Source organism: Hydrogenivirga sp. 128-5-R1-1 (assembly GCF_000171895.1).
On sequence record NZ_ABHJ01000492.1, the window covers coordinates 1 to 1,126 of the forward strand.

Here is a 1,126-nt window from a genome sequence, read left to right on the forward strand (position 1 = left end):
TTAAAAAAAATGTTATAGGTTTATTTTTACCAGATTGAATAAGTAAGTACTTACAAAATAATAAGAATATATTTATTATCTAATAAACCTTTAGGAGGTTAGCAGGTATGGTTAAAAAGCGTCGGCTACGGGCTTTATCTGCTGGACTGCTGTCATCGGCAGTTTTAGCAGCAGGTGCATATGCTCAAAAAACGCCTTATGACCCAAATCCACCATTTACTTTGAATTTTCTAAAGCAAACTGAGGTAAAAGTTGGTGGGTTTTTCAGTAAAAAAACTATTAAAGCATACCAGCCAAAGAACCCTTACAACATATTTATCAACTACGAGCTTGGTATGCACTGTGTTGGTTTTGATATTTCTTACTGCTGTGTTATCCCACCTTATAACTCAATTCAGGCACAGGCTGTTAAATCAGGAATGGATGGTAAACTTCCTAAATTGCTTACTCCAGAAGACGGCGTAAAACTCTACTACTATGTGAAGGATAACAGCTATTCAGAAGGAAACAAAATGAAATACTGGTCTGTACCAAAAGATGTAAATGGAGATGGAGATTTATCTGACCCTGGCGATAACATAGCAAACTACGTATGGACGCATCTTTTTATTTATCAAGACCTTGCGGGAACAGTTCCTAAAAACTGGTCAAAGGATAAGAGACTTCATGTAGGAAAAGAAATTCCTGTTCCAATAGATGCTGGACCTTCCGGTAAACCATTAGCCGGCGGATACATGGATTACTCTGGAGACAATGGAGGAAATATAGTATTTACAGAGCCTATGAAAGGTGTTCAGGCATTAGTGCCTCATGTTCCATTAAAACTCACTGCTTCAAATATATGGGATGCTCTTGGACTTCCATTAACTGCATTTAATGACAGCAGAAGAAAAGGAACAATTAGAAGTATAACCGGTAAAGATTTTCAGCCATATCAATACTCTATGGTTCAACTCCACGACAAAAATGGAAAACCTATAACTGCAAACGGCAAAATTATTGAATTCTTTGGAACAAACCCTGTTGATATTCCAAACTGTGCTATATGCCACTCTGGAGATGGAAAAGCAGCTAAACTTTCAAGACAGGAAGGTCTTAAACTTTTTGACAAAGAGTACGAATACTG

The 1,126-nt window shown here is 37.1% G+C and carries 1 pseudogene; it reads left to right on the forward strand.

What is annotated here, in order from left to right:
* Nucleotides 1-107 precede the first annotated feature (107 nt).
* Nucleotides 108-1,126 (forward strand): annotated as a pseudogene (locus tag HG1285_RS00425) (hypothetical protein); the annotation flags it as partial.